This is a genomic window from Peribacillus aracenensis, assembly GCF_025175645.1.
Taxonomy (GTDB): Bacteria; Bacillota; Bacilli; order Bacillales; family DSM-1321; genus Peribacillus; species Peribacillus aracenensis.
Genome location: NZ_JANZMJ010000006.1, coordinates 176,748 through 199,471, shown reverse-complemented (window position 1 = coordinate 199,471; position 22,724 = coordinate 176,748). Strand labels below are relative to the sequence as shown.

General features: G+C 43.6%; 20 protein-coding genes. 15 read left to right on the top strand and 5 right to left on the bottom strand.

Annotated features, from left to right (window positions below; translation table 11 throughout):
* The first annotated feature begins 109 nt into the window (after positions 1-109).
* Together N0M92_RS09125 and argH are read left to right on the top strand one after the other, a co-directional pair.
* Positions 110-1,315, top strand: a complete 1,206-nt coding sequence (locus N0M92_RS09125) for an argininosuccinate synthase (RefSeq protein ID WP_260285417.1) — start codon at positions 110-112, stop codon at positions 1,313-1,315.
* Complete coding sequence (gene argH / locus N0M92_RS09120; RefSeq protein ID WP_260285416.1) at positions 1,312-2,691, top strand: argininosuccinate lyase; 1,380 nt, start codon at positions 1,312-1,314, stop codon at positions 2,689-2,691. Before N0M92_RS09125 ends, argH begins: the two co-directional genes overlap by 4 nt.
* A 55-nt stretch (positions 2,692-2,746) precedes the next feature.
* On the opposite strand, the gene N0M92_RS09115 is transcribed toward argH, so the two are convergent.
* Entirely contained in the window at positions 2,747-3,181 is a 435-nt protein-coding gene (locus tag N0M92_RS09115) for a universal stress protein (protein ID WP_260285444.1), read from the bottom strand.
* A gap of 451 nt (positions 3,182-3,632) precedes the next feature.
* Positions 3,633-4,730, bottom strand: coding sequence for a M24 family metallopeptidase (locus N0M92_RS09110; protein ID WP_260285415.1), 1,098 nt, complete (start codon positions 4,728-4,730; stop codon positions 3,633-3,635).
* A 119-nt stretch (positions 4,731-4,849) separates the two neighbouring features.
* Between N0M92_RS09110 and N0M92_RS09105 the strand changes: the two genes are divergently transcribed.
* The 3 genes from N0M92_RS09105 (at position 4,850) to N0M92_RS09095 (ending at position 7,344) form a co-directional block, all read left to right on the top strand.
* Positions 4,850-5,530, top strand: a complete 681-nt coding sequence (locus N0M92_RS09105; RefSeq protein ID WP_260285414.1) for a metal-dependent hydrolase — start codon at positions 4,850-4,852, stop codon at positions 5,528-5,530.
* 198 nt (positions 5,531-5,728) lie between these two features.
* On the top strand, positions 5,729-5,953 hold the full coding sequence (locus N0M92_RS09100) for a hypothetical protein (protein ID WP_260285413.1): 225 nt from the start codon (positions 5,729-5,731) through the stop codon (positions 5,951-5,953).
* A 71-nt stretch (positions 5,954-6,024) separates the two neighbouring features.
* A complete protein-coding gene (locus N0M92_RS09095) occupies positions 6,025-7,344 on the top strand; it encodes a DRTGG domain-containing protein (protein ID WP_214748559.1) in 1,320 nt (439 codons plus the stop codon).
* 27 nt (positions 7,345-7,371) lie between these two features.
* Here the strand turns inward: N0M92_RS09095 and N0M92_RS09090 are convergent, their stop codons facing one another.
* Positions 7,372-7,674, bottom strand: coding sequence for a YtpI family protein (locus N0M92_RS09090; RefSeq protein ID WP_192206051.1), 303 nt, complete (start codon positions 7,672-7,674; stop codon positions 7,372-7,374).
* A 168-nt stretch (positions 7,675-7,842) separates the two neighbouring features.
* Here N0M92_RS09090 and N0M92_RS09085 point away from each other — a divergent pair, with 168 nt between their 5' ends.
* Positions 7,843-8,781, top strand: coding sequence for a DHH family phosphoesterase (locus N0M92_RS09085; RefSeq protein ID WP_260285412.1), 939 nt, complete (start codon positions 7,843-7,845; stop codon positions 8,779-8,781).
* 55 nt (positions 8,782-8,836) lie between these two features.
* Here N0M92_RS09085 and ytrI read toward each other — a convergent pair whose 3' ends face one another.
* Both ytrI and N0M92_RS09075 read right to left on the bottom strand, forming a co-directional pair.
* The gene (ytrI, locus tag N0M92_RS09080; protein ID WP_260285411.1) at positions 8,837-9,340 is read right to left on the bottom strand and encodes a sporulation membrane protein YtrI; all 504 of its coding nucleotides are present in this window, start codon (positions 9,338-9,340) and stop codon (positions 8,837-8,839) included.
* Positions 9,337-9,672, bottom strand: a complete 336-nt coding sequence (locus N0M92_RS09075; protein ID WP_098369973.1) for a YtrH family sporulation protein — start codon at positions 9,670-9,672, stop codon at positions 9,337-9,339. Before N0M92_RS09075 ends, ytrI begins: the two co-directional genes overlap by 4 nt.
* 182 nt (positions 9,673-9,854) lie before the next feature.
* Between N0M92_RS09075 and dnaE the strand changes: the two genes are divergently transcribed.
* The 9 genes from dnaE to aceB all read left to right on the top strand — a co-directional run bounded on the left by dnaE (position 9,855) and on the right by aceB (position 22,693).
* Entirely contained in the window at positions 9,855-13,214 is a 3,360-nt protein-coding gene (gene dnaE / locus N0M92_RS09070) for a DNA polymerase III subunit alpha (protein ID WP_311202531.1), read from the top strand.
* A gap of 112 nt (positions 13,215-13,326) precedes the next feature.
* Positions 13,327-14,568 (top strand): NAD(P)-dependent malic enzyme, encoded by a 1,242-nt coding sequence (locus tag N0M92_RS09065; RefSeq protein ID WP_260285409.1) that lies wholly within the window; start codon positions 13,327-13,329, stop codon positions 14,566-14,568.
* Between the two features lie 5 nt (positions 14,569-14,573).
* A complete protein-coding gene (locus tag N0M92_RS09060; RefSeq protein ID WP_260285407.1) occupies positions 14,574-15,203 on the top strand; it encodes a FadR/GntR family transcriptional regulator in 630 nt (209 codons plus the stop codon).
* A gap of 90 nt (positions 15,204-15,293) precedes the next feature.
* Entirely contained in the window at positions 15,294-16,157 is an 864-nt protein-coding gene (gene accD, locus N0M92_RS09055; protein WP_260285406.1) for an acetyl-CoA carboxylase, carboxyltransferase subunit beta, read from the top strand.
* Complete coding sequence (gene accA / locus N0M92_RS09050; protein WP_260285405.1) at positions 16,154-17,152, top strand: acetyl-CoA carboxylase carboxyl transferase subunit alpha; 999 nt, start codon at positions 16,154-16,156, stop codon at positions 17,150-17,152. The genes accD and accA overlap by 4 nt, the downstream gene beginning before the upstream one ends.
* A 279-nt stretch (positions 17,153-17,431) precedes the next feature.
* Entirely contained in the window at positions 17,432-18,391 is a 960-nt protein-coding gene (gene pfkA, locus N0M92_RS09045) for a 6-phosphofructokinase (RefSeq protein WP_260285404.1), read from the top strand.
* A 95-nt stretch (positions 18,392-18,486) separates the two neighbouring features.
* Positions 18,487-20,247 (top strand): pyruvate kinase, encoded by a 1,761-nt coding sequence (pyk, locus tag N0M92_RS09040; RefSeq protein WP_260285403.1) that lies wholly within the window; start codon positions 18,487-18,489, stop codon positions 20,245-20,247.
* 81 nt (positions 20,248-20,328) lie between these two features.
* Complete coding sequence (locus N0M92_RS09035; protein ID WP_260285402.1) at positions 20,329-20,721, top strand: FxsA family protein; 393 nt, start codon at positions 20,329-20,331, stop codon at positions 20,719-20,721.
* A gap of 379 nt (positions 20,722-21,100) precedes the next feature.
* Positions 21,101-22,693, top strand: a complete 1,593-nt coding sequence (gene aceB / locus N0M92_RS09030) for a malate synthase A (protein ID WP_260285400.1) — start codon at positions 21,101-21,103, stop codon at positions 22,691-22,693.
* Positions 22,694-22,724 lie beyond the last annotated feature (31 nt).

The following is a 22,724-nucleotide window of genomic DNA, read 5'->3' as shown; positions in this document are numbered from 1 at the left end:
ATCTTTAAAATACCCCTTGTATTCCTTTAATAAAGATGATAAAGTACTATCATAGATTGAATAAAAATAACAAACGATGAATTTTTATTCACACGAAAGGACGATGGAAATGAAAAATCAAAAAGTTGTTTTAGCATATTCCGGAGGTTTGGATACTTCCGTTGCAATTAAATGGTTACAAGATCAAGGGTACGAAGTTGTGGCATGCTGCTTGGATGTCGGTGAAGGGAAAGATTTGGATTTCATTAAAGAAAAAGCGATCACTGTCGGTGCTGTAAGTTCTTATGTCATTGATGCGAAGGATGAATTCGCTGATGAATTCGCATTGACGGCTCTTCAGGCACATACTTTGTATGAAGGGAAATATCCATTGGTATCAGCATTATCACGTCCGCTGATCGCGAAGAAATTAGTGGAAGTGGCTGAAGCGGAAAACGCGGTAGCCGTTGCGCACGGTTGTACGGGAAAAGGAAATGACCAAGTGCGTTTCGAAGTATCCATCTCCGCCTTGAACCCTAATTTGCAAGTTCTTGCACCTGTTCGTGACTGGAAATGGTCTCGTGAAGAGGAGATTGAATATGCAGCGAAGAATGGCATTCCCGTTCCGATTGGCATGGCGAGTCCATTCTCGATTGACCAAAACCTTTGGGGAAGAAGTAACGAATGCGGAATCCTGGAAGATCCATGGGCAGCTCCGCCGGAAGAGGCATATGATTTGACTGCAAGCCTTGAATGTACGCCAGATACTGCTGATATCATTGAAATTGGTTTTGAACAAGGTGTGCCGGTTACATTGAATGATAAAAACTATAAACTGGCTGACCTGATCGTCGAGTTGAATCAAATTGCCGGCAAGCACGGGGTTGGACGTATCGATCACGTTGAAAATAGATTAGTAGGAATCAAATCGCGTGAAGTCTATGAAGCTCCTGGTGCGATGACATTGATAGCTGCACACAAAGAACTTGAAGATATCACGCTTGTAAAAGAATTGGCTCACTTCAAACCGGTGATCGAAAAGAAAATGACTGAATTGATTTATGAAGGACTTTGGTTCTCTCCGCTTCAAAAAGCTTTGGCTGCATTCCTGAAAGAAACACAAGTGAATGTAACGGGTACGGTCCGTGTGAAACTATTCAAAGGCCATGCGATTGTTGAAGGAAGAAAATCCGAGTACTCCCTATATGACGAAAAATTGGCTACTTATACAAAAGCGGACGAATTCGATCATGATGCAGCAGTTGGATTCATCAAGTTATGGGGACTTCCAACGAAAGTGAACAGCATGGTCAATAACAAGAAGGTGACAGTGTGAGCAGCAAGCTTTGGGGAGGAAGGTTCACGAAATCTGCCGAAGAATGGGTAGATGAATTCGGGGCTTCCATTTCCTTTGACCAGGAACTTGTCCTTGAAGATATTCAAGGCAGTTTAGCTCATGTAACCATGTTAAAGAAATGCAGCATTTTACCTGAAGAAGATGCGGATCAGATCATTGCGGGTCTGAAAAGTTTACAGGGAAAAGCTGAGAAGGGTGAATTGACTTTTAAGGTTGAGATGGAAGATATCCATCTTAACCTGGAAAGTATGCTAATAAGTGAAATCGGTCCAGTTGGCGGAAAGCTTCATACAGGAAGAAGCCGTAATGACCAAGTTGCAACCGACCTTCATCTGTATATGCGGAACCAAACGAAAGTGATTCTGGAACTCATCAATGATTTGCAAATGGCGATTTTGGGACAGGCCAAGAAAAATGTGGAAACACTAATTCCAGGTTATACACATTTGCAGCGTGCACAGCCCATTTCATTTGCCCACCATTTAATGGCTTATTTTTGGATGCTTGAGCGTGATAAGCAACGCTTCACCGAGAGTTTCAAAAGGATCAATATTTCTCCATTGGGAGCCGGGGCATTAGCTGGGACGACCTTCCCGATTGACCGTGCCCTCAGTGCGGAGCTATTGGGGTTTGAGGGAATTTACGAAAACAGCCTTGATGCGGTGAGTGATCGTGATTTTGCCATTGAATTCATGAGCAACAGTGCAACAATGATGATGCATTTATCCCGTTTCAGCGAAGAAATCATTCTCTGGTCAAGCCAGGAATTCCAATTCATTGAATTGGATGATGCGTTTTCCACGGGAAGCAGCATCATGCCGCAAAAGAAAAACCCTGATATGGCGGAATTGATCCGTGGTAAAACAGGACGGGTTTATGGGAACCTAACGGGTTTATTGACTGTTTTGAAAGGACTGCCGCTTGCTTATAACAAAGATATGCAAGAAGATAAAGAAGGCGTTTTTGATACGGTTAAGACCATTGTTGGTTCACTTAAAATATTTGCCGGCATGATTTCAACGATGAAAGTGAAAACGGACGTAATGGAAAAAGCAACAAAAAATGACTTCTCGAATGCGACGGAACTAGCTGATTACCTAGCTTCAAAGGGTATGCCTTTCCGTAAAGCGCACGAAGTGGTAGGGAAGCTTGTATTGTTCTGTGTCCAGAATGGCTGCTATTTAGTGGACCTAAGCATGGAACAATTCCAGGAAGCTTCCGAGTTGTTTGAACAGGATATTTATGATGCATTAAATCCTTATGAAGCAGTTAAACGCCGTAACAGTGCGGGCGGTACAGGTTTTGCCCAAGTTTTGCTGGCGATTGAAAAAGCGGAAAAACTAGTAAGTGAATAACAGGAAAAAGCTCGTTCACCTATTTGGCGAACGAGCTTTTTATATCATTTCTTTATCAATTCGTACGCACGACCATTACATCACAGTTGGAATGGCGAACGATGCCTTCCGACACACTGCCGATAAGGAAACGCTCGACTGCGTTAATGCCCGTTGCACCGCATACAATTAAATCGATCTTATGCTTTTTCGCTAAATCCCTTGGAATTTGAACTTTAGGAGAACCATATGCAACCACTGTTTGGACCTTTGCAATCCCGGAGGCAATGGCATCCGTTTTATACTTGTCCAATAGCTCGTTGGCAAAGGTTTCAGAGTGATCACGGATAGTCATATCATAAGCTTCGACAGTAGGGAAATTCCTTGTATCCACGATATGTGTCAGTACAAGGGTAGCGTCACTGAGTTTTGCTAAATAGATTGCCTTTTTTAGGGCCCACTCTGCTTCTTCCGAACCGTCCACTGCTACAAGAATATTTTTATAATCTATACTATTCAAGTGAATCTCCTCCTTCTATTATATTCCTATTATACTATGGTTTACCTAATGGATCTGATTTCAATTGTAACAAATTAGCGAATGTTTTAGCCAATTATCTGGAAATCAAAAAAGGGAAAATGATTCTAACCTTATTAAGTGATGTGAAAAATATAATGAAAGATATTAAAGCATGCAAAAGTACGTTTAAATTATGCATAGTTTAATATTTTTGGGGCCAGCATAATAAAAGGAATATAAAAATTAGGTTTATAATCATTTCAAACCTTGTCTTTTCTCTTCTATTATAGCGTGGTTTTGTCACGGGTAAGTTAAATGATGATGAAGGAAGAGTTTATCCGTCGGATCGATTAGTTGAAATGAATTTTGAACAATAGATACCCCCGTCTTAAATGAAGGCGGGGGTATCCGGGTTTCGATCTATTAAATGGTTAAAATATCTTCACTTTATGATTTGCAGGCTCTTCGGGAATTTGGTCAAAACTTCACAGCCGGTATCGGTGATCAGTAGATCATCTTCAATTCTGACGCCGGCAACATTTGGAACATATATGCCAGGTTCGATGGTATAAACCATTCCGGATTGAAGTTCGAGGGAATTCGTTTCAGTCAAGGATGGGTACTCATGGACACTGATCCCTAGTCCGTGGCCAAGCCTGTGCGGGAAGAATTCACCGTATCCTTTATTCCCGATGATGTTTCTGGCAGTCAAGTCTATCTCGGAACAGGATACACCAGGTTTACTGGCTGCAACGGCAGCTTCTTGTGCTCTAAGTACAGTTTCATATATTTCTGCCTGTTTATCATTGATATCCCCGTAAGCAACCGTTCTAGTGATGTCAGAGCAGTACCCTTCATGAACGACCCCCAGGTCAAATAGGACAAGGTCGCCGCGCTGAACCTTCGTATTCCCGGGTGTGCCATGTGGGGAAGCGCCATTTTTACCAGTCAGGACCATCGTGGAAAAAGACATTTGGCTGACTCCGGCCTTTTTCAATTCGTATTCTATCGCTGCAAGGATTTCCATTTCCGTTTTACCCTCTTTAATTTCGCTGACGCCCACTTCGATCGCAAAGTCGGCAAGGCGGCATGCTTCACGGATTTTGACCATTTCATCTTCCGATTTGATCATTCGCATCCTTTGAAGTTTCTCTTCTGCGGAAACGAGCTTTGGTGCTCCGAAATATTGTTGGACCTTTTCATAACGTTCTACATTCATATGCTCTTTTTCAATGGCCATTGTATGAATGGTTAACCCGCGATCCTTCACTGCTTGCTTAACTTTTTCCCAAGGATTTTCAATATCGGTGTAACCGATGATATCTCCAGCCCATCCAGCCTGTTTAGCATCCGGAACTTCCATCTGCGGGCAGACAAGGAATGGGTCGGCATTTGCAAAAATGGCAAGTGCTAGCAGTCTTTCATGAGGATCACTATAAAAACCGCTCAAATAGAAGATGCTCTCTGTTGATGTAAGTATAGCGGCTTCAGCCTCATTGGCCTGTAGCCAATTTTGTAGTTCTGTCAAACGTTCATTCATGACGATACCTCCATTAATAAGATATAATTACCTTAGCAATATTTAAAAGTATAGTAAATGGGAAAGGCCTAAGAAAGCTACTTAAAAAAATTAGTGGGTATGGGAAGGGAGCATCAAAAATGAAAGTATCTTTTCATGGACATGCAGTTGTAAAAGTCGAAACGAATGGTAAAACCATTTTAATCGATCCATTCATTACTGGAAACGAATTGACCGATTTAAAGGTTGAAGATGTGAAACCGGATGTGATCATCTTAACACATGGCCATAATGACCACGTCGGTGATACGGTTGAATTGGCCAAAAGGCATGATGCACTTGTCATCGGCATTGCAGAGATTGCCGACTATCTGGGTGCTCAAGGGGTTAGGACCCACGGGATGAGCATCGGCGGAGCTTTCGAGTTCGATTTTGGAAAAGTGAAACTGACGCCAGCTTTCCATGGAACGGGATTCAATAACGGAGAGGGGCAAATCATTTATTTAGGAATGCCTGCTGGCATATTGCTTATGATAGAAGGGAAAACGCTCTATCATGCAGGGGATACAGCGGTATATTCCGATATGAAACTGATCGGGGAGCGTCATCCGATTGACTTGGCATTCTTGCCAATCGGCGACAATTACACCATGGGCCCTGAAGATGCGGCACTTGCTGCGAAATTCCTTCAAGCCAAACAAGTCGTGCCGATTCATTACAATACTTTCCCTGTAATCAAACAGGATCCTGGTAAATTCATCGACTTGCTTGAAGAGGGAAATGGATTGATCATGGAAGCCGGGGATGAAATAGAACTTTAATAGGAGCGGAAGCCTGCATGGGCTTCCGTTTTTTATGTGTAACGTGTGGGGATGGCAGGCCGGATTCACTGTTCTCCGTGCAGCATTGCCCTTTACGCAGATGGTTCTTGCAATGGAAAATAAAGTCTCGTTCTGCAGCCGAGTCTTTTTTCCTTTTACAGGCATAAAATGAATAGATGAAAAAAAAGGGGGGGTTGGATGAAGCAGAGATTATTGCTGTGTTTGCTCTTATGCGGTGTAATGCTGTATTATGCCGTGCCGCGTTTGTCGTTGGAAAGTGGCGGTCTGGAGAGTCTGTTTGCAGGGTCCTGGCTGTTGTTTGCATTGTTGGCGGTAGCTGGAAACTTGACGGGCATACTATATTCTCCTAAGAAACAAAAGGTAAAACGCAAGCTGGAACACAAAAGGTTGCGCCAATACTAGTAGTTGTTTGATAAACTAGGCTCTTTGACCTTATAATGGAGAATAGGAATACCGTGAAAAGGGTGAAGCGCTTGGCTACAAAGCATGAACAAATATTAAAACATATCGATGGGCTCCCTGTTGGCGAAAAGATTTCCGTCCGTCAAATTGCGAAAGCATTGAATGTTAGTGAAGGTACGGCATACCGGGCAATTAAAGAGGCGGAGAATCAGGGCTACGTGAGCTCGATTGAGCGGGTAGGTACGATCCGCATTGAGAAAAAGAAAAAAGAGAATATTGAAAAGCTCACTTTCGCAGAAGTAGTCAATATTGTTGACGGACAAGTTCTTGGTGGAAAAACGGGACTTCATAAGACCTTAAATAAATTTGTCATCGGGGCGATGAAGCTGGATGCCATGATGAGATATACAGGGGCAGGAAACCTGCTGATCGTCGGGAACCGTACACAGGCCCACGAGCACGCGTTAAAAGCAGGTGCAGCAGTGCTGATCACCGGGGGATTCGATACGGAAGAGCCCGTTAAAAGGTTAGCCGATGAATTGGAGATGCCAGTCATCTCAACGAGTTACGATACGTTTACCGTCGCAACGATGATCAATCGGGCGATCTATGACCAATTGATCAAAAAGGAAATCTTGCTGGTGGAGGATATTTTGACACCAGTACAGGAAACGACCTTTTTGACTGTGGGTGACCGGGTTCAGACTTGGCATGAATTGAATCAGGAATCCGGGCATAGCCGTTTCCCTGTTGTCGATGACAATATGAAGGTTCAAGGAATGGTCACATCAAAAGATATCATCGGACAGGAAGAACTGACGCTCATTGATAAGGTGATGACGAAAAACCCGATGACCGTAGGCGATAAAATGAGTGTGGCATCTTCTGCACATATGATGGTTTGGGAAGGGATTGAATTGATCCCGGTCGTGAATGACAGTCATATTCTAAAAGGAATCGTGAGCAGGCAGGATGTGCTGAAGGCACTGCAAATGAGTCAAAGGCAGCCACAGGTCGGCGAAACGATCGACGATACGATCACGAGCCAGCTTGTGATGACTTCGAATCGTGGCAAGGGCGAGGAAGTGTATAGCTATGGCGTCACTCCGCAGATGACCAATTACCTTGGGACCATTTCAAGCGGTGTGTTCACGACATTGGTCACCGACTCAGCAAACCGTGCACTTCGAAGCTATAAGCGCGGTGACTTGGTTGTGGAAAACATGACGATCTACTTCATAAAGCCAGTCCAGATCGACAGTACGCTTGAAATCCACCCGCGTGTCCTTGATGTAGGGCGTAAATTCGGAAAAGTGGATGTCGAGGTGTTTAACCAAGGCAAACTTGTCGGCAAGGCGATGTTGACTTGCCAATTGCTGGACCGATCATGAAAAATAAAAAGGATAATCGAAATTCGATTATCCTTTTTGATTTGCAGCTTCTTCGATTGCATGCGGCAAATAAAATTTATACATTTTATAGCCGCCCCAAACACTGAATAGGCCAACGAAGATGAAAATGGCTGCAATGATATAAGTGATGGTCGTGTGGAACAGAAAAAGCTGATTGATTCCGAATAGTGCGACAAACGCACCAAGGGCGATGGAAGACTTTCCTGAAATCCACTTTTTCTCCATCGGCATCCTGGTTCGGACCGATTTGATTTTATAAAACAGATAGACCCCTAGTGAAAGAACGATCAAGGTGACAAGAATAGGCATCGTTTGAAATTCCCCCAATTTAACATATGTACCTTTTTATTGTAGCGGGAAATGAAAGAGAATGCCACCGTAAACAAGATGAGTCTTCCTATTTCTCCAATTTTTTGATTAAATGAAATATATCATCTTTATAAGGCTCGATAATACATATGTAAAGGGGAGATCTATATGAAAGCTGAAATATTAGCAGATATAATGCGTTATGATACTATCATTCTCCATCGTCATGTCCGTCCAGATCCGGACGCTTATGGTTCACAGGGGGGATTGGCGGAAATCCTGAAAGCAACTTTCCCCGAAAAGCGAATTTTTACGGTCGGGAAAGAAGAACCGTCAATGAATTATCTAAGAAGGCTCGATGTGATTCCGGATGAAACATATCAAGGTGCTCTGGTCATCGTTTGTGACACCGCAAATACGGACCGGATTTGTGATGCAAGGTACACGACGGGGGATAAACTGATTAAGATCGATCATCATCCTAATGAAGATCCATATGGGGATATGCGCTGGGTCGATACATCGGCAAGTTCAACAAGTGAAATGATTTATGAATTTTACCAGTTCGGTAAAGAACAGGGCTTGAAGATGAGTGATGAAGCGGCACGCCTTCTATATGCAGGCATTGTTGGCGATACCGGCCGCTTCCTATTCCAGAATACGACGGAAAAGACATTTGCCTATGCCAGTGAATTGATTAACTATTCGTTCTCCCGCCCGCAGTTATATCAGGAGATGTATGACGTCGAGGAAAGCATAGTTCGGTTGAATGGCTATGTGCTGCAGCATTTTGAAATCCTTCCATATGGCACAGGGAAAATGATCATCACAAAAGATATACTTGAACGGTTCCAGGCTTCTACATCTGAGGCATCTCAGCTCGTTTCCTCGCTCGGTTCGATTAAAAGTGTTAAGTCATGGGTCTTTTTCATTGAAGAGGATAGAGAAATCAGAGTCCGTTTCCGTTCTAAAGGACCGATCATCAATACGATTGCCCGTAAATATAACGGAGGAGGCCACCCGCTTGCAGCAGGGGCTTCGATTCATTCTTGGGATGAAGTGGATAATATCCTTGCCGACATGGAAGAGTTGAATAAATCGGAATGAAAAAAACTTAAAGACCAAATCGGATATGATTTGGTCTTTAAGTATAGTGGCATGATTAAGAAGTAGTCCTTTTTAGTTTGATTTCAATATTCATTTTCGTATAGAACATGATCTCAACGACTTCAAGTCGATAGCGCTTTTTATTGATGGTCACGATCTTATTTTCTATGGACTTCTTCAAAAGCCCCTTTCCGTCATAGACACTGGCGACATCTTTGGCAAGAAGAGAGGAAAGGTCGTCCTCGATCACATCCTCGGCTTCTGCAATACTCAGCCGATCCAGACTGTATTTTTCATTCGTAATGGTTACTTCCACTTCCTGAATCGTCAATATCTCCTCGTTTTTCTGGTTCAATTTTTTATAATCCTGCTCCCAAATTGCGATTTTCCCGTTTAAATCCGTGATAAGTTCACTTTGTTCGTGAAGGGTCCGGATCTGCTTCTCCTGCTGGACACCATGCATATAAAAGAAAATCACCCAACTGATCAATCCGCCAAGTGCAGCTCCGGCAAAGAAGCGCTGCCAGGTGGGAGACCGGTGATAGGGGGGAATCCTCATGATGAAATATGCTCCTGCGTGAACCAGTTTATGATCAGTGCTCCTGTCTGTGCTCCGCCAAGTGCAGATAGAATCAATAGTACCTGCTTGACTATATCCTTCGTTTCCCCGTGGAAAATACCGCGTTCAAAATTATAGACCATATCAAAAGTACCGCCGATTGCAGCGACAATCGCCCAAATACGGAGGCTGTCCGACAGCCGGAATACAGTCGTCATCGGGGCTTGTCCAGTAAAAAAAGCGGCGAGGCCCCCGATTATCGAGCCGCCAAGCAATACGCCAAGCGATATGAAAAAGCTGTTGATGAAGGCTGGAACAAAGGCTTCATTCATATATCATCATCCTTTTTTTCTTGATATTCTTCTATTCATTTATATGGGAAGTTTAGAGGTAATATGATAGTCGTCGGAAATCATGAAGTTAAATTGCCCTGGTAATGAGAACATATTTTCTTTTTTTTGAAATAAACACTATAATGAAAAGAAACATGCCTTACAAAGGTGGGAGAAAAAACGTGTATACTCATCTCCATATTCAGAGCGGATACAGCCTGCTGACAAGTACGGTGAAGATCACTGAACTTGTGGCCAAAGCGAAAGCGGATGGCTGTACAAGTCTTGCCTTAACCGATCGAAATGTTATGTACGGTTCGGTCTATTTTTATAAAGAATGCAAGAGACAGGGCATAAAGCCGATCATCGGCATACTTGCGGATGTCCTTGATAAACGGGATTCGCCACATGGACTTCTTTTATTGGCAAAAAGTCTACAAGGATATCAAAACCTGCTTAAAATAAGCAGTGCCATAAAAACGAAATCCCCGTCAGGCATTCCAATGAATTGGCTTAAAGCCTATTCCCGGGGCCTGATAGCAATCACTCCAGGTGCGGAGGGGCAAATAGAAACGCTATTGAGAGAAGAAAATCCACAGGAGGCCAAACAGGCAGCGGAACGATTTCTGCGAATTTTTGGTCATGATAACTTTTATGTATCCATACAGAGACTTTCGATCGCGAATGAGGAAAAAGGCAACGAAGCCATAAGTCAGTTGGCGAGAGATTTAGAGATAAAGATTGTCGCGACGAATCCAGTCTATTATTTGAACGAAAGCGATGCACTCGCTCAAGAAGTCCTATTGGCAATTGGAAATGGCGACAAGCTGGCGGATGAGACGCATACGGTTCTTGAATCCGATCAATTTTATTTGAAAAGCCGGGCCCAGATGGCAGAACTATTCCATGACAGACCGGATGCACTCGAAAATACACTGCATATTGCCGCGCAATGCAATCTGGAAATTCCATTTCACCGTTCACTGCTTCCTAAGTACCCTACTGAAGATGGTGTCACAGCAGAGGAAATGCTCGAAGCCATCTGTTTCCAAGGGCTGAAGAAAAGATTGCCGGAGACATCCATTCAATATGAAGAGCGTCTGCGATATGAATTGGATATCATCACCAAGATGAAATTCAGCGATTACTTTTTGATCGTCTGGGACTTCATGAAATTCGCCAAGGACCATCAAATCCTGACAGGTCCTGGAAGGGGGTCGGCCGCCGGATCGATGGTCGCTTATGTGCTGTCTATAACGGATGTCGATCCAATCGAACATTCCTTGCTGTTCGAGCGTTTCCTGAATCCGGAACGTGTCTCGATGCCGGATATCGACATTGACTTCCCGGATAACCGCCGCGAAGAAGTGATAGCCTATGTCGCGAAGAAATACGGGGAACTTCATGTAGCACAAATCATTACATTCGGAACATTGGCTGCCAAGGCTGCATTAAGGGATACAGGCCGTGTTTTCGGATTGAATTCAAAGGAACAGGAAGCGGTATCGAAAATGATTCCAGGACGCCTGGGAATAACGCTTCCCGAGGCTTACAAGGAATCTAAAAGGCTCAGGGAATTCGTTAATGAGAGTGACCTGAATCAAAAACTTTTTCAAACCGCTTTATTGCTTGAAGGGCTGCCTCGCCATGCTTCGACACATGCTGCCGGCGTCGTCATCAGCGATCAGGCACTGACCGAGCATATTCCGATCCAGGGGGGGCATGAAGGCATCCATCTGACTCAATACCCAATGGACCTTCTCGAAGAACTGGGACTTCTTAAAATGGATTTTCTTGGACTCCGCAATTTAACGCTCATCGATAATATTTTAAATAACATTAAAAAGGGATCGGGGAAAAAGCTCGACTTGTCCCATATCCCAATGGATGACCCCGAGACGCTAGCCCTTTTAGGGAGAGGCGAAACAACCGGAGTGTTTCAATTTGAATCGGATGGCATCCGAAAGGTTTTGATCAAGCTGAAACCGAATCGATTCGAGGATATCGTCGCGGTCAATGCCCTATATCGTCCAGGTCCGATGGAAAATATACCGCTGTTCATCGAGCGAAAACATGGACTGGCTCCGATTGATTACCTGCACGAGGATTTGAAGGATATCCTCGAGCCTACATACGGGGTCATCGTTTATCAAGAACAAATCATGCAAATCGCCTCCCGCTTAGCCGGGTTTTCATTAGGGGAGGCTGACCTGCTCCGTCGTGCCGTTTCGAAGAAGAAGAAGGATGTTCTGGATCAAGAGCGGCAGCATTTCGTGAACGGCTCATTGAAACAAGGATACTCGGAAAAAACGGCAGATGAAATTTATTCCTTGATTGTCCGCTTCGCTAACTATGGATTCAACCGAAGCCATGCGGTGGCGTATAGTTTCATCGCTTATCAGCTGGGTTATTTGAAAACCCACTATCCGGAATATTTCATGGCAGCACTCCTGACATCGGTCGTCGGGAATGATGAAAAGATTTCGCAATATATCCGTGAAGCCAAAAAGAAAGGGATAATGGTTCTGACTCCCTCGATTAACCGGAGCGGTTACCCGTTTTTACCGGAAAAGGAAGGGATCCGTTATAGCCTTGGAGCCATAAAGGGGATTGGCGGTACGGTCCTAAAAGAAATCTTTGCTGCAAGGAGGCAAAAGAAGTTCGCTGATTTATTCGATTTCTGTTTGCGCGTTTCGGGGAAAATCGTAAATAGAAAAGTGTTGGAGGCGCTTGTGCATTCAGGTGCATTTGATGAATTCGGTGAAGACCGGGCAACATTGTTGGCGAGCCTGGACGTAGCGATCAATCATACGGAATTGGTTAATCCGGATGATGATCTATTCGATATGTTTTCGGATGGCGAGTTTTCACTCAAACCGAAATACAACCGAGTCGAGCCTATCCCTATCGAGCACAAACTCTCCTTGGAAAAAAGCGCATTGGGGCTTTATCTATCGAATCATCCGGTGACAAGCTACAGAGAACTTTTTCAGCACTTCGGCTGTTTGACCATAGATGAAGCCACCAATAAAAAGGAATCAAAAGTCTTGCTTGGCGCATACATCACGTCGGTTAAAACCATAAGGACAAAAAAGGGCGATGTGATGGCTTTCTTGAGCGTTAGTGATGAAGAAGGGGATATTGAAGCGGTCGTTTTTCCAAATGTTTATAAAAATCACTCTGCCGACTTGAATCACGGACAACTCGTCATGCTGCAAGGAACATTGGAAGAGCGGGATGGAAAAACACAGCTCTTGATCAGGAACGTATACCCGCTTGAAAAAGTGAAGCAGATGAAAGAGGAAAAAAACGGAACGATATTCCTGAAAATCGAGGCTGGCAAGCAAACGAAGGATACCCTGCAAAAAATAAAAAAAATTTTAATGCAGCATAGCGGTGAAACGAAGGTCATGCTTTTTTACGAGAGGGAAAACCGCTATGTACAGCTATCTTATTGGGATTGGGTCAATCCTACAGATAGACTGATGCAGGCATTATTTGACTTGGTGGGAAAAGGAAATGTGGTTTACAAGAAAGAATAACTGTTTTACAACTTTAATAGTTATGTTATATTGAAAACAGGCCGCTGTGGTCTGACCACTAGATTTCAGCATATAAGATATGGGATACCCAATTTGGTTTAGGAGTGAAACTATGACATTGAGAGAAGAAGCATTACATATGCACCGCTTGAATCAAGGAAAATTAGAAACAGTTTCGAAAGTACCGGTAAGGAACGCAGTAGATTTAAGCCTGGCTTATTCTCCTGGTGTCGCAGAACCGTGTAAAGATATTTACGATAAACCGGATACCGTTTATGACTATACAATGAAGGGGAATACTGTTGCTGTTATTTCCGATGGAACGGCTGTATTGGGACTTGGAAACATCGGTCCGGAAGCTGCCATGCCGGTTATGGAAGGTAAAGCCGTTCTATTTAAAAGTTTCGCTGGAGTGGACGCTTTCCCAATCTGTTTAAAAACGACGGATGTGGACAAAATTGTAGAGACCGTTAAGTTACTCGAACCGACATTCGGTGGAGTGAACTTAGAGGACATAGCCGCACCGAATTGTTTTGAAATTGAAGAACGACTCAAGAAAGAAATGAATATTCCTGTTTTTCATGATGATCAACACGGTACAGCCATTGTTACCGTTGCAGGTCTTGTGAACGCGTTACGACTAGTGAATAAATCAATGTCAGAAATTAAAGTGGTAGCGAATGGGGCAGGCGCTGCGGGCATTGCCATCATTAAATTGCTTTATAGTTATGGGGTTCGTGACATCATCATGTGTGATACGAAGGGTGCCATTTATGAGGGCCGTTTGACAGGGATGAATGATACGAAAGAACAAGTGGCGAAAGTGACCAATCGAAATAGGGTTTCAGGACCTTTGGAAACGGTCATTCAAAACGCCGATGTATTTATAGGTGTTTCTGCTGCAGGTGCATTGACAAAAGAAATGGTTTCTTCGATGAACCGGGATGCGATCATTTTCGCGATGGCCAATCCAGATCCGGAAATCATGCCGGAAGAAGCAAAAGCGGCAGGTGCCAAGGTTGTTGGAACTGGCCGATCGGATTTCCCGAATCAGGTCAATAACGTCCTTGCATTCCCAGGGATTTTCCGTGGTGCCCTAGATGCACGTGCGACTCATATCAATGAAAAAATGAAGGTTGCTGCAGTACAAGCCATTGCCGGTTTAATACAGGAACATGAGATAAACGAAGACTACGTTATACCTGCTCCATTTGATGAGAGGGTAGCACCTGCCGTCGCGGCTGCTGTAGCCAAGGCAGCAATGGAAACGGGAGTAGCTAGGATTAATGTAGATCCAGAGGAAATTAAAGAAAAAACAAAGAAATTAGCGATCATTGGAAAAAGTGAGGAATAATTAATTTGTCAGGTCGTACTTCTTCATCCAAAATTTATCTCGATGTCGTTGAGAGCCTACGTACCATGATTGAAGCGGACAGCCTCTTGCCGGGAGATAAAATCCCATCAGAACGGGAGTTATCGGATCGTTTTAATGTTGGCCGTTCCTCTGTCCGTGAAGCATTGCGTGCCTTAGAACTATTAGGGTTAATAGAAACAAGGCGCGGTGAAGGGACGTTTATCAGGGATTTCCAGGAGCATAAGCTAGTCGAGCTTCTGGGAACCTTTTTTTTGCAAGATAAAAAAGTACAAGAAGATTTGTCTGAGACGAAAAGGCTGATTGAAATTGACTGTTTGCGGATCGTCGCCTTTTTCGCTACGGCTGATGAAATCAAAAGATTAATGGTCTGGGTCAAGGCGGATGAGTTTCATGATGATGATTTCTTTTTAAGAATTGCCATTTTGAATCGCAATCGATTGCTGGAAAGAATTTGGCGCATTGTCAACAGCTATGCCAGAACATCAGAGATGGTACAGGGTAATGTGAAAAAAGAAGATTATCTGGCACTTCTTACATATTTGCTCGAACGTGATGAAGAAAAAGCCATCGAAACGTATCTTATTAGAATTAGAAATATGTCGAAGGACGAGTGACACCTTTTTACACGATACTAATTTTATTTCTGATATAGTTTGTACCAAGTATCATAAAATAGATAATTGGTGGTAAAGGGAGGATTAAGCTTGCTTAAAGAGCTATTTGCGAAGTCTAAGAAGAAATATGCAACGGTTCCTTTAGATCGTGAGAAACAAGATGTACCGGAAGGAATCATGACAAAGTGCACCGGCTGTAAAAAAATCATGTATACAAAAGAATTGGTGAAAAACAAGAAAGTCTGTCTGCATTGCGGGTACCATCATCCGATGTCTTCCCATGAGCGCATCGAATTTTTATTCGACGCAGGCACTTTTAATGAATTTGATAAAGAAATGATTTCGGTTAACCCGCTTGAATTTCCGGATTACTTAGAGAAACTGGAAAAAGATAGAAAGAAAGCCAAGATTAATGAGGCGGTTGTCACAGGAGTGGGAAGCATCAATGGGTACCAAGTTTCCACGGCCATCATGGATTCAAATTTCCGGATGGGAAGCATGGGATCCGTTGTTGGGGAAAAAATCACCCGTGCCATTGAACGTGCAGGTGAATTGAAGATTCCGTTCATCATATTTACGGCATCAGGCGGCGCTCGGATGCAGGAGGGTGTTTTAAGCTTGATGCAGATGGCGAAGACCAGTGCGGCACTGAAGATATTCAGCAATGAAGGCGGACTGATCATATCAATGATGACCCATCCTACCACAGGCGGGGTTTCGGCAAGTTTCGCGTCACTTGGCGATATTAATCTAGCCGAACCAGGAGCCCTTATTGGATTTGCGGGACGAAGAATCATTGAACAGACGATCCATGAAGAGCTTCCTGAAGATTTCCAAACGGCTGAATTCTTGATGAAGCACGGCCAATTGGATGCGGTCGTCAAACGTACGGAAATGAAGGAAACCTTGACGACGATCCTTAAAATCCATGCCCCGGGTGGTGAATGGTTATGATTTACGAATTAGAATTCGAGCGTCCCATTACGGACCTCAGAAATAAAATTAAAGAACTAAAAGCCATTTCGAAGGACGCTGATGTAGACCTGACAGCTGAAATCGAAACGTTGGAAAAGCGTCTAGAGAAGCTGGAAGTGGATATATATAACCATCTTAAACCGTGGGATCGCGTTCAGATCGCCCGCCATCCAGCCCGTCCGACGACGCTTGATTACATTCCGCTATTATTCAATGACTTCATCGAGTTTCATGGTGATCGTTATTATGGGGATGATGAAGCGATTGTAGCTGGAATTGCAGAATTTGATGGACTTGCCGTGACTGTCATCGGTCATCAGCGAGGTAAAGATACGAAGGAAAACATCCGTCGTAACTTTGGCATGCCTCACCCTGAAGGCTATCGAAAAGCTTTACGTCTGATGAAACAGGCGGAAAAATTCAACCGCCCGATCATTTGTTTCATTGATACGAAGGGAGCTTTCCCTGGTAAAGCTGCTGAAGAGCGCGGGCAAAGTGAAGCCATTGCGAAAAACCTTTTCGAAATGGCGGGGCTGAAGGTGCCTGTCATCAGTATTGTCATCGGTGAAGGCGGTAGCGGCGGTGCATTGGCACTTGGCGTCGGGGATCGAATTTTCATGCTTGAGAACTCAACATATTCGGTGATTTCCCCTGAAGGGGCTGCAGCCTTGCTGTGGAAGGATGCCTCTCAGGCTAAGAGGGCTGCGGAATCGATGAAAATCACGGCTCCCGATTTAAACCGCTTAGGAGTCATCGATGAGATCATTCCTGAAGTGAGGGGCGGCGCCCATCGGGATTCAAATTTACAGGCAGAAGCCATCAAGGATATCCTGAAACGTTCATTCAATGAACTTCTCCCATTGAATAGTGATGATCTTATCAACCAGCGTTATCTGAAATTCAAGAAAATCGGTGAATATGAATTTGCAAAACAGCCTGAGGGAGAGCCTAAGGAAGTTGAACAGCATTCATAAACACATTTACAAAAGGGAAAACGTGCTGCCTGGGGCAACACGTTTTTTCATCCTTTCATGGGCACATATGCATTCATTACAGAAACGTGTAAAGAATATGGTTTGTGTGTAGAATGTAAACTTTTGCGCCATTTTACTTCAATTTCTAATGAGAATCGGTTAGTCTTATAACATCAAGTAAGCATAAGTGAAGCAGTTTCCTGCTTATTGAAGCTTGAAAAAGGGTACAATGATATAACGAGGCTAAAAATTGATTAGTGCTGTAGAGAGGTGACATTTATGAAAAGAATAGGTGTATTGACAAGTGGAGGAGATTCTCCTGGCATGAATGCGGCAGTCCGAGCGGTTGTCCGGAAAGCAATTTTTCATGAAATTGAGGTCTTCGGAATTTATCATGGCTATCAGGGACTGATAAATGGAAATATAAAGAAGCTTGAACTTGGGTCTGTCGGGGATATCATTCATCGAGGCGGCACGATGTTACATACGGCTCGCTGTCCGGAATTTAAGACGGAGGAAGGCCAGCTGAAAGCGATTGAACAATTGAATAAGCTTGGTATCGAGGGCATTGTCATCATTGGCGGCGATGGTTCATACCGCGGGGCGAAAGCTTTAACGGAAAGGGGCTTCCCTTGTATCGGGGTTCCTGGAACGATTGATAATGACATACCGGGTACGGACTTCACGATTGGTTTCGATACGGCCCTTAATACAGTCATCGATGCTATAGATAAAATTCGGGATACGGCCACTTCTCATGAAAGGACTTATGTCGTTGAAGTGATGGGAAGAGATGCCGGCGATATTGCGCTTTGGGCTGGATTGGCTGGCGGAGCCGAAACGATTCTTTGTCCTGAATATGAATATGATATAGAAGATCTGATTGGGAAGCTGAACCGCGGACATGACCGTGGGAAAAAGCATAGTATCATCATTGTAGCTGAAGGTGTTGGAAGTGCCGTTGATATTTCCAGGAAAATTGAGGAAAAGGCAGGGTTTGAAACCCGTGTAACAGTCCTGGGCCATGTTCAGCGCGGAGGATCTCCTTCGGCAAATGACCGTGTATTGGCAAGCCGGCTTGGAGCAAAAGCCGTTGAACTGCTTCTTGAAGGAAAAGGAGGCAAGGCTGTCGGGATAGAACAAAATCAACTCGTTGATTATGATATCATCGAAGCTCTTGCTAAACCGCATACTATTGATAAGAAAATGTATGAATTATCTGCTGAGCTATCCATTTAATCATTATGGGTCGGCAGGAATGTTTAAAGAAGACATAATACACTGCGCCCCTGTCAGTGGACAGGCGGCAGTTTTCCTTAAAGGAGGATGAAAACATGCGTAAAACCAAGATTGTTTGTACGATTGGTCCCGCAAGTGAAAGTATAGAAAAGCTGGTTCAATTAATAGAGGCGGGGATGAATGTAGCACGGCTTAACTTTTCTCATGGAAATCATGAAGAACATGCCGCTAGAATACGCAATATCAGAGAAGCGAGCGAAAAAGCGGGTAAACAGGTTGCCATCCTGTTGGATACAAAAGGACCTGAAATACGGACAAATAATATGGAAAATGACTCCATGGAGCTTGTAGCCGGCAATGAAATCATTATTTCCATGAATGAAGTCCTGGGAACACCTGAAAAATTCTCCATTACCTATGAAGGGCTTCTGCATGATGTCCACCCAGGATCTAGAATCCTTTTGGATGATGGCTTGATTGGGCTTGAAGTGTTGAAGATAGATAAGGTAAGAAAAGAAATCCATACCAAGATCTTGAATAGCGGTACACTTAAGAACAAAAAAGGCGTGAATGTTCCTGGAGTTTCGGTTAACCTGCCTGGCATAACGGAGAAAGATGAACAGGATATCCTTTTTGGGATCGAACAGGGTATTGACTTCATTGCTGCCTCATTTGTACGCAGGGCTTCCGATGTGCTTGAAGTAAGTGAATTATTGCAGCAAAATGGAGCGGAATATATTCAAATCATCCCTAAGATCGAAAACCAAGAGGGCGTGGACCGTCTTGATGAAATCTTGGAAGTTTCAGATGGCTTGATGGTAGCGCGGGGAGATTTGGGAGTGGAAATTCCCGCAGAAGAAGTGCCATTAGTCCAAAAACAGATGATCAAAAAATGTAATAATGCTGGGAAACCAGTCATAACGGCTACACAAATGCTCGATTCGATGCAGCGTAATCCAAGGCCGACCCGTGCAGAAGCAAGTGACGTCGCCAATGCCATATTTGATGGAACGGATGCAATCATGCTTTCTGGCGAAACAGCTGCTGGGACTTATCCTGTGGAAGCGGTGCAAACGATGCATAACATTGCTTCACGTGCTGAAACTGCCCTTGATTATCGGGATATATTATCAATCAGAAGCAAAGTGAACCGCCATAATGTTACTGATGCTATTGGTCAATCCGTTGCCCACACCGCGCTTAATCTTAATGCCGGGGCAATCATCACCCCTACAGAAAGCGGTCATACGGCAAGGATGATTTCCAAATACCGCCCTAAAGCACCGATCATTGCGGTTACATCCAATGATCATGTTTCAAGACGGCTTGCATTGGCTTGGGGAGTCTATCCGCAGATTGGTCCAAAAGCGACGACTACCGATGAAATGCTTCAAACCGCAATAGATGAAAGCTTGCATTCCGGATTAGTTTCCCATGGGGATTTAGTCGTCATTACAGCCGGTGTACCTGTAGGTGAAACAGGTACGACTAACTTGATGAAAATTCATGTGTTAGGAGAGGTTCTTTTGAAGGCTCAAGGAATCGGCAGGAAATCAGCGAAAGGTGAAGTGGTTGTAGCTAAGAATGCCAAGGAAGCTTTGGAAAAAGTGACGGAAGGCTCTGTATTGGTTACGATCGGTTCGGACCGTGAAATGATGCCGGCGATTGAAAAGTGTGCGGCATTGATTACGGAAGAAGGCGGTTTGACAAGCCATGCAGCTGTTGTAGGAGTTACATTGGGCATACCGGTCATCGTTGGGGCGGAGGAAGCGACCAAGGTTTTCAAGGATGGTCAAAGAATAACAGTCGATGCAGGTCGCGGAGTCATTTACGATGGGCATGCCAACGTTTTGTAAAACGAAATTTTGGCTGATTCCGTGCAAATGAGGTAAGATGGATGTACCGCACCAGAAATGGGCTGTGCAGGAGGAATGTAGATGAAATATTTTTTAATGTTTATCATTGCGATGCCGGTCGTTGAAATTATTGTCCTTTTGCTGTCAGGCAATCTGATTGGTTTTTGGCCAACGCTGTTCCTGATTGTAGCCACAGGTTTGATCGGGGCATATTTGGCTAAACGGCAAGGGATGGAAACATGGAAAAAGGCACAGGAACAGATTCGTTACGGAATGATGCCAGGAAATGAAATCATTGATGGAATCTGTATCTTTATCGGAGCTGCACTGTTGCTGTCCCCTGGGCTCATCTCGGATATCATGGGATTGATTCTTGTGTTTCCGCCAACCCGGAAACTCCTCAAACCGATTGTTATCCGGTTTATCATGAACAGGATGAATAAAGGGAAAGTTACCATCATTCAGCATAAATAATATAAGGCTGTCTAAAGGCTAAAGCTTTTAGGCAGCCTTTTTTGGTCTGGAAAAAAGGTCGAAAAAAGCATCCAAGTTTTTATAGGATGCTTTTTTTGATTAAACAATGAAAAGAGTTACATGGTTAATCGGATTTTGCCTGTTTTACTATTAAATGATGAATTCCATGAGATTGAAAAAGTGTGTAATAACAGGAATTTTAAAGATTAACCCTTTGGAAACATTGGTAAATCAGGCTTTTCCATGATTAAAAATCTTTTTTTTAGATTTTTTAGAAAAAACTGGTGACAAATTTATACAACGTGTTATATAATACAATCAAGAAATAAAACAACTGTATTATAACATAGGGGATTTGGAAAGGATGTGGAGAGGCAACATGATTACGGAAGCAAAAGGCTTACAAATTACAGGCAACATTAAGCCAGGATATGAACAAATACTTACAACGGAAGCTCTTCAATTCATTGAAAGAATTGAACGGCATTTCAGTGGAAGAAGGAAAGAACTTCTAGAACGGCGGAAAAGCGTTCAGGAAGAACTGAATCAAGGTAAGCTTCCTGATTTCCTTGAAGAAACGAAGCATATTCGCGAAAGTGATTGGACGATTGCGCCCCTCCCGAATGATTTGCAGGACCGCAGGGTTGAAATCACTGGACCTGTTGATCGTAAAATGATCATCAATGCCATGAACTCAGGTGCCAATGTATTCATGGCGGACTTTGAAGATGCCAATTCACCCACTTGGGAGAATTGCATTGATGGCCAATTGAATCTGCGGGATGCAATTCGCGGAACCATTTCATTTAAAAATCCAAATGGCAAAGTGTATGAATTAAATGAAAGAACAGCTGTCCTGAAGGTAAGGCCGCGCGGCTGGCATTTGGAGGAAAAACATGTCCTATTGGATGGACAGCCTATATCAGCCAGCATTTTTGATTTCGGACTGTACTTTTACCACAACGCAAAAGCATTGGTCGAAAAACGAAGCGGTCCATACTTTTACTTACCAAAAATGGAAAGTCATCTAGAAGCAAGATTATGGAATGACATATTCGTATATGCACAGAACGATTTGAGAATTTCGCAAGGAACCATCAAGGCAACGGTCTTGATAGAAACGATTCTTGCTGCATTCGAAATGGACGAAATTCTGTACGAGCTGAAAGAACATTCGGCAGGCCTGAACTGTGGCCGCTGGGATTATATCTTTAGTTTCCTGAAGAAATTCCGTCACTCGGATGATGTCATCTTCCCAGACCGGCAGCAGGTCACGATGACCGTCCCGAACATGAGGGCGTATTCCTTACTGGCAATCAAAACATGCCACACTCGTAATGCTCCTGCAATCGGCGGGATGGCGGCGCAAATTCCTGTGAAAAATGACCCGGTCAAGAACGATGAGGCTTTTGCGAAAGTAAAGGCGGATAAAGAACGCGAAGCAAGAGACGGTCATGATGGAACATGGGTTGCCCATCCAGGTATGGTAAGCACGGCAAAAGAGGTTTTTGACCTGCTCGTCCCAAAACCGAATCAAATTTACCGAAAACGGGAAGATGTCCATGTAACAGCTCAAGAGTTGCTGGCTGTACCGGAAGGAACGATCACAGAGGCAGGATTAAGGACGAATATTAACGTAGGCATCCAATATATCGCCTCCTGGTTAAGCGGCAGAGGTGCGGCACCCATCAATAACTTAATGGAAGATGCTGCCACCGCTGAAATTTCAAGGGCTCAAGTTTGGCAATGGATCCGTCATCCAAAAGGCATTCTCGAAGATGGCAGGAAAATAACCGAGGAATTATTCCATCAAATCAAAGAAGAAGAATTGGCGGTCATTAAATCGGAAGTAGGGGAAGAAGCTTTCAAATCAGGAAAGTTTGAAGAGTCTGCTAAACTATTTGAACAATTGATTGAAGCGGATGACTTTGCAGACTTCTTAACGAATGCGGCATACGAAAAATTATCTTAATATTCAAAATATAAATGATGAATTAGGAGGA